Here is a 7560-nt window from a genome sequence, read left to right on the forward strand (position 1 = left end):
TCGGGCTAGAGTCTTCTTTGGGTTATAAATCCATCAAAGTATGCTCCCGCCCTGCCTATAACCTGAGGGTAAGCCATCTTCGGATCTTCATGTATTATTTTCATCTGTTTTTCTGAGAGTTATGGGCATTGTCATCAAGATAATGCCCAAACTGTTATGAAAATAACTATCATCCAATAAGTGTTGAGAGTAGCTGGGCATTTTCAAATTATTCAATCACAGCTTGCCCTTAGCTTTTGTTCGTATTTAATTAAAAATAAGCTAAATCACAATAACGAATAAGAAAATAAAGCTATGTTTGGAAATATTATACGTACGTTTCGTGTTAATAATGGTTTGTCTCAAACTAATTTTGTTGATGCGATTCAAAGAAGTAACTCTAACTTTAACAACCTGGACGTTGTGACACTAAGCCGTTGGGAAAGAGGAGTAACAACTCCCCACTTAAAACGTCAAAACGAGTTACTGGACCTTATTGGAGTCAACATATTTGATGTTTGGGAGGCAAACGACTCACAAACAGTTCTCACAGGGTTAACGAATAAATTTAATAATAACGGTTATATTGATATGAACATGCACGTCCAAACAGAAGTTACGGTGATTAACTCAAATAATTCATTCCTTCTTGGGAAGATTACCAAGTTAATTGATGTCATCTTTGAATATGAGGATAACGTTATGCTCAGTAATTTAGAAGATTTAGGTATGAGTAGAAAGGTAATTATTGAAAAAATAATAAATCAATATTCTGGAGAGTTAACGCTCGTCACGGTTAATGGGCAATTAATCGGACACTTATTAAGTGCTAACTATAATCTTGCAGCAGATTTTTTGGAGCAAGTCTTAGTATCTAAAGAAGATAGAGCACATTTAGTTGTTACTTTTAACTGCACTCATTATTCGTCATTTACAGACACAATGGGCAGAGAGGCGTACAAGTATCTACAAAGCTTAAATCCAGATAAAGAGCTTTATATACTACTGAAAAGCAAAAGGATTTTTGATCTGTTTTTTTCATTGGGCTGCGAGTATCGAAGTGTAAGAAGTAACGATAGATCAATGAAGGTCATGAACTTGGATTCAAAGAAAATGAAATCACAACGCACTTGGATGGATATTATTGCAAACTATAAAGGTGAAGAGAATGAATAACACAGTATTGATTGTTGACGATGTTGAACTATCGAGAGAGGTCATTAAAAATGCGGTCTCTTTATCTAATAAAAAAACATCTGTACAGTTTGCAGAAAATGCGTTCGATGCAATGAGCAAAATGCAAAACGCATCATTTGATTTGGTGATTATGGACATCATGATGCCCAATGGCGATGGATTTGAACTCTTGAGTATGATGTCGCAACAAAATGTTGAGTCTAAAATAATCATTATTTCAGGTTTGGATAAATCCATTGTTAGCTCGGTGAGTATGCTTGGAAAGCTCTATGAGTTAAATGTTGTCGCTTCACTAGAAAAGCCTATTTGGGCTAACCAAATAAGTGAGTTGGTTGATAAAGCACTTGAAGTTGAAACCATAACCAAAAGCGAGCTTGGCTTTGGTAACCGTGCAACAATCATCGATGACGATTTTCCCATCAATCTGGTTTATCAGCCGCAAGTTGTTTCGGATATAAATGTTATTTCGGGGTTTGAAGTGTTGTCACGATGGTCTGATGAAAACGGGACCTTACTTCCACCGAGCTATTTTTTGCCAGTAATTGAAGAGCTAGGAAAGCAAAAGGTTTTTACCAATATCGTGATAAATAAATTCATTCAGGATTATCATCTCCACTTCAGTGAACTTGATAAATCGTTGAGGTTCTCAATTAATATCGATCCTAATTTACTGACTGATGAATCTGTTGTCGATAATCTACTCGAGATCTATAAGCAAGGTATTGAGCATACTATCGTTGTAGAGCTGACTGAAAAGGGGCTTTCAGGCAATATTGAAAAAGAATTGTTGGCAAATATTTTACGGCTAAGGTTGAATGGTTTTGAGATCTCTATAGATGACTTTGGGATGGAAGCATCGAATATTGAACGTATTGTCAAACTGCCTATTAGTGAGATAAAAATAGATAAAACCATTACATGGGGACTTTGCCATAACATTGATTACATGCAAAAAATCAATGAAGTTAAGAAGCTCGTTTCGGTAAAAAACGCACGTATTATCTATGAGGGTGTTGAAAATAAAGACACCTGTGCATTTCTGGAAGCTCTAGGCGGCTTTAACCAACAAGGTTTTCTTCATGGGGTTCCATCACTACCTGAAATTGTAGTTGAGATGCTCGCAGAGCAAAAGGAGCTAGATTACGTCGCTTCTGAATATACTTCTAATCATTAACAACGTATTAGGGTAACGAGCCAAAGCCAACTCAATGGGCTTTGGCTCTTTTTATTACTTACCACACACCGAACAATTAGGCATCTTTATTAAATTCATTTCACGCCAGCTGTGAGACATGGCATCGAGAATCAAAAGTTTGCCTTGCTTTGGTTGTCCAAACTTGGCAATAACCTTGATAGCTTCCAAAGCCTGAGCCGCGCCTACCATGCCAACAACAGGTGCCATCACACCGGCTTCAACACAGCTTAGAGCAGCGTTGCCAAATAGAGCGCTTAAACACTGGTAACAGGGTGCGTCAGCATCTTGATAAGTGAAGACACTAATCTGACCTTCCATGCGAATCGCAGCGCCCGATACAAGTGGCGTTTTTGAGGCGTAACACAAACGGTTAAGTTGATTGCGCGTTTCAACGTTGTCGCTGGCATCAAGTACTAACGAATGCGCTTCAATGAGCTTTGCTAGTGCCTCGTCATCAAGTCTGTGGTCGACCGTTTCAACTCTAAGGTGTGGGTTTAACACCTGTAATGATTCAGCGGCTGAAACGACTTTCTTCTTACCAATATCAGTATCGGTGTGAAGTACTTGTCGCTGCAAATTTGAAAGCTCGACAACATCGTCGTCGATCAGCATTAGCTTACCAATGCCCGCAGTCGCAAGGTATTGAGCAGAGGCACAGCCTAAACCACCCGCACCTAACACTAAGATTGAACTCTGTTTCAGCGCTTCTTGACCTTCAAAATCAAACTGTTTGAGAATGATCTGGCGATTGTAACGAAGCATCTCTGCGTCAGACAGTATTTCCATCAGCAAGCCTCGTTAGTAAAGCGTGGAGTTAAACAGTTGAATCTGAACCGTTTCACCGACTTCAACACGGCCACGTTCGCGCTCTAGTACCACAAAGCAGTTTGCTAAGCTCATTGAGCGGAAAGCGCCAGAGCTTTGGTTACCTGTTGTTTCTACTACAAACTGACCGTTTTCAATCGAGTAAATACCACGTTGATAATCAGTACGGCCTGGGCCTTTTTTGAATGCAGATTTAGTGATAGCAGGAATCGATTCTGGTGCTGTCCACGCAGTGTGACCGGCAAGTTTAGCCAGCATAGGTTGAACTAACACGTACATGGTCATCATTGCAGACACTGGGTTACCCGGTAGGCCACAGAACCAAGCGTTGTCTAGCTCACCAAATGCGAATGGTTTACCTGGTTTGATTGCTAGTTTCCAAAAGCCGATTTCGCCAAGCTCTTCAAGAATGTCTTTGGTGTAATCAGCTTCGCCGACACTTACGCCACCAGAGGTGACAACTACGTCTGCTAGTTCTTGTGCTTTTACAAAGGTTTCTTTAAGCGTTGCAGGGCAATCAGGAATAATACCTAGGTCAATTGCTTCGCAACCAAACGCTTCAATCAGTGGTTTGATACCGTAGCGGTTGCTGTCGTAGATCTGACCATCTTCAAGAGGCTGACCTAATGGCTTGAGCTCATCGCCAGTAGAGAAGAAAGCGACTTTAGGTTTGTGTGCCACAGTTACATGACTCACACCGAGCGAAGCAATCATTGGAATGTCACGAGGTGTTAAACGTTCGCCACGGCTAAGAACGATATCGCCTTGTTTGATGTCGTCACCAGTAGGGCGAATGTTATTGTTTAGCTTGATGTCGTCTTGTTGAATCTCAATGCCAGCGTCAGTTTCAGCCGTGTTTTCTTGCATGATTACGGCGTCACAACCTTCCGGGATCTTTGCGCCAGTCATAATGCGAATACAGGTGTTTGCAGGCCATTCACCTTCAAATGGTTGACCTGCAAAGGACTTGCCCGCTAAAGGCAGCACTTTACCGTTCTCTAGGTCTGCTAAGCGCAGTGCATAGCCGTCCATTGCTGAGTTATCAAAAGGAGGTACGAAAATAGGGGATAGAATATCTTCAGCAAGTACGTAACCCAATGCTTCTGCCAATGGCAGTGATAAGGTCGTTCGAATAGGTTGAATTGGCGATAGCAGCTTATCTAGTGCTTCTTCAATTGGCATCAAGCCCGGAGCGTCGCAACAGCCCATAATTGAAATCCTTTGATCGTTATTGTTTTGATTTTGTGGTTGGCAATGGTGGTTAAATAATGATCAGAACACCTGGTTCGCCAACGAAATTCTAGCCACTCTAGCACAGTTTAAGCCCCGTAAATAATGACCTCCCTTAAAATATGGGTGTATTTATTCAAAATTCCGAGTATCCTTGTTTGCCATCCAGAAGGGGTAATAAAAGAGGAAGTTCAATGTCAGGTCTTAGCGAATCAGCGAAGTTGGTTAAAGATGCGCTAGCAAGCCGTGGTTTAGAGACACCAATGAGTCCAAACCAGGTTAGCCGAGAAGAGAAAAAGGAACGAATCGAACACCATATGCGTGAGATTCTCACTCTCCTTGAACTTGATCTTACGGACGATAGTCTGGAAGAAACACCGCAACGTATTGCTAAAATGTACGTGGATGAAATTTTCTCTGGTTTGGATTACGCCAATTTCCCTAAAATTACGGTAATCGAAAACAAGATGGGCGTTCGTGAGATGGTACGAGTAAAAGACATTACCGTGACCAGTACTTGTGAGCACCACTTAGTGACGATTGATGGTAAGACTGCGGTCGCTTATATCCCTCGTGGGAAAATCATCGGCCTTTCAAAGATTAACCGTATTGTTCGATTCTTTGCTCAGCGCCCACAAGTTCAAGAGCGTATGACGCAGCAGATCCTTGTTGCACTGCAAACGCTACTCGAAACTGATGACGTTGCTGTAACCATGGATGCGGTTCACTACTGCGTGAAATCACGCGGTGTAATGGACGCGACTAGCGAAACGACAACAACAGCTCTGGGCGGTATCTTCAGATCAAACCCAGCAACGCGCCACGAATTCTTACACGGCCTGCGTTAATACTTTTCGTTATTGGATGCACGTGATTTAGCCTTTGTAAATTGAAGTTCGTTGAAAATATTCTAAGCCTCGCTTTATGCGGGGCTTTTTTACGCCTGCAATGAAGTCAACTGTAATGGCTGAGAATGCTGTTATTCCCTAAAGTGAAGAATGAGCGACTTATTCACTTTCGCCATTCCCTAAAGTGAGGAATGAACGTAATAGGGAATCTGTTGCGGCCAAGCAGAAAAAGCACGCTCTATATCTTAACGTTTGTTGAAAGCATATAGAGCGTAACTAGAATCAGTCGCTGGTGGGAGTGCTTAAGAAAGGTTAAACAAACGCTTTAAGTGGTGAACAATACCTGATGGCTTGTTCTCGGCTTGATAGATGTTCAAACCATCGTAAAAACTGGCCATGAACTCTACGCGAATCTCATCATCACTGCTTCTCGATATACGAGACAATAGCGTAGCGGCTACAGCTGCGTGATCATTGGCTAGGCTGTAATCCATTCCTAGTCGTCCTTGAATGAACAACCACAAATGCGTGACTAGTTTTAACTGTTGAGCGTTAGAGTTTTGAAACTTGTCACTGTGCTCAGTGCCCACAGTATTATCGAATACATTTTGCATCGTCTCATTCGCTTCTTTATAGCTTTCAAAGCGATAGCTTGCATCGATATGTACCTTGGTTAACAGGCCAAGCAACGTCTGACGTGCAGAGTTGTCAGGCTTGTTCTCGCAAGCGTGTTTGAACAGAGCGTGGTTTTCATCAATAAATGACGACAGCTCTTTCTCGTAGCCTGTCGAGAGCGCTTTGACTGAACCTAAACCTGCTTCTTTTAAACACTGGTGAAGCTTGGTTCTAGCTTGTTGTTTAGCTTTGATTTCTTGCTGCGCGTCGGCTTGTTGCTTGGCTTCTTCTAGCTGGCTAGCTGCTGTTTGCGAATTATTCGGGGTTGGACGCTCAGTCATTACTCTGTAGCTCTTCCCACGTTACTTCTGCCGATTGAGTATCGCTGTTAATGAAAGCAGAGTTACCCGTCAGCATGACTGAAAGATCCATCGTACGTTGTGTCATGGCTGCTAGCTGCTCAATACCATCGTTGTCTAGACGAACGATCTGAGCTTTTAGGTAGCCGAATTTACCTTTGTTCTGCTCCCACCAAACGTTTGATTTAGTGTTGAAGCTGAATACGCGTACTGATTTAGATAGGCGAGTTGCCTTCTTAACACGCTCTGGATCGGGTTCGCCCACATCGACCCATTCTAGGATTTGATCGTCTAACGACTTCTGCCATAAATCGGGTTCTTCAATGCTAGACAATCCTTTAGTGAACTCAAGTTCAGGAGATGCATTGATACAGAAAGCCATGATTCGAGCCATCATTCGCTGTTCTGTTTCAGAAGGGTGTTGTGCAACCGTTAGATTGAAAGAGTCGTAATAGTCGCGATTCATATCGGTTAAAGAGATACGAAACTTGTAGATTGTGGGTTTTAGAGCCATGTGATGTAAGGGTTCCAATCGAATGAGGTGTACTATAGGTGTACCAATGAGTTTTTTGAAATCACAGCCTATAGATAAGTTGAGCCTAGTATAAACGAAGTAGAGCAGTTAGCTAGCAAGATAAGGTTTCGGTACACCTCAACTATTTAAGCACTTATGGCGAGTTAACAAAAAAGAGAGATCACATGATAGTAAACTGCACTTCATAGATTAAATCTTTCAAATCATCTTAAACGATTGCTTTCTCGAAGTTGAATGGCGACACAATGCCTACTTTTCTCGTAAATCATTCCTAACACGCAAGCTACAAGCTATTTCCGGCTGTACGAAAAAACAAAAAATGCAATAAGATGCATAATAAAGTGAAATTGTCAGGGTTTTATAAATTGATTTTAATCATAACCCTAAAAATACCAACCGAGATAGAAAATGGAGATTTATCGAATGGGTATTAATAAGAAAGGTCTATTGCCATTGGTGGTTGCAGGTTCCTTAGTTAGCTCTGAGGTATTGGCTACGGATAAAGAGGCAATACCTCAAGTTTGGGAAGGCTTTTACACTGGTGTAGCATTAGGGGTAGCAAACAATAAAGCTTCGTCTACATCTGCATTAGATTATAGTGGGGGTTATTTCTTTGACTCTGGCTCATCTAATGATTCAGGCCAAATAAATCCTTTACTACAAAAAGATTTAGACGGAACAGATTTCACCGGTTCATTAATACTTGGTTTCGACTTTCGAGAGGCTTTGTTTCCTAAATCAGGGAACTAATGCTTAAAGCTACGATCAGATCATCTA

The 7560-nt window shown here is 41.5% G+C and carries 8 protein-coding genes; 4 read left to right on the plus strand and 4 right to left on the minus strand.

What is annotated here, in order from left to right:
* The first annotated feature begins 294 nt into the window (after window positions 1-294).
* Complete coding sequence (locus AB6E52_RS22375; protein ID WP_102319859.1) at window positions 295-1155, plus strand: helix-turn-helix transcriptional regulator; 861 nt, start codon at window positions 295-297, stop codon at window positions 1153-1155.
* Window positions 1148-2350: an EAL domain-containing protein gene (locus AB6E52_RS22380; protein ID WP_102319858.1), complete on the plus strand. Its 1203-nt coding sequence runs from the start codon at window positions 1148-1150 to the stop codon at window positions 2348-2350. Before AB6E52_RS22375 ends, AB6E52_RS22380 begins: the two co-directional genes overlap by 8 nt.
* Before the next feature lie 54 nt (window positions 2351-2404).
* Here the strand turns inward: AB6E52_RS22380 and moeB are convergent, their stop codons facing one another.
* Window positions 2405-3157 (minus strand): molybdopterin-synthase adenylyltransferase MoeB, encoded by a 753-nt coding sequence (moeB, locus tag AB6E52_RS22385; RefSeq protein WP_102319857.1) that lies wholly within the window; start codon window positions 3155-3157, stop codon window positions 2405-2407.
* Between the two features lie 12 nt (window positions 3158-3169).
* Window positions 3170-4405, minus strand: coding sequence for a molybdopterin molybdotransferase MoeA (moeA, locus tag AB6E52_RS22390; RefSeq protein ID WP_102319856.1), 1236 nt, complete (start codon window positions 4403-4405; stop codon window positions 3170-3172).
* 215 nt (window positions 4406-4620) lie between these two features.
* On the opposite strand from moeA, the gene folE reads away from it, so the two are divergent.
* The gene (gene folE / locus AB6E52_RS22395; protein WP_017061725.1) at window positions 4621-5274 is read left to right on the plus strand and encodes a GTP cyclohydrolase I FolE; all 654 of its coding nucleotides are present in this window, start codon (window positions 4621-4623) and stop codon (window positions 5272-5274) included.
* 302 nt (window positions 5275-5576) lie between these two features.
* Here folE and AB6E52_RS22400 read toward each other — a convergent pair whose 3' ends face one another.
* Window positions 5577-6230, minus strand: coding sequence for a hypothetical protein (locus AB6E52_RS22400; protein ID WP_241910572.1), 654 nt, complete (start codon window positions 6228-6230; stop codon window positions 5577-5579).
* Window positions 6223-6762 (minus strand): YaeQ family protein, encoded by a 540-nt coding sequence (locus AB6E52_RS22405; RefSeq protein ID WP_017061727.1) that lies wholly within the window; start codon window positions 6760-6762, stop codon window positions 6223-6225. Before AB6E52_RS22405 ends, AB6E52_RS22400 begins: the two co-directional genes overlap by 8 nt.
* A 444-nt stretch (window positions 6763-7206) precedes the next feature.
* Here AB6E52_RS22405 and AB6E52_RS22410 point away from each other — a divergent pair, with 444 nt between their 5' ends.
* On the plus strand, window positions 7207-7533 hold the full coding sequence (locus AB6E52_RS22410) for a hypothetical protein (protein WP_372189980.1): 327 nt from the start codon (window positions 7207-7209) through the stop codon (window positions 7531-7533).
* Window positions 7534-7560 lie beyond the last annotated feature (27 nt).

This window comes from Vibrio sp. 10N.247.311.13 (assembly GCF_041467595.1).
Taxonomy (GTDB): Bacteria; Pseudomonadota; Gammaproteobacteria; order Enterobacterales; family Vibrionaceae; genus Vibrio; species Vibrio crassostreae_C.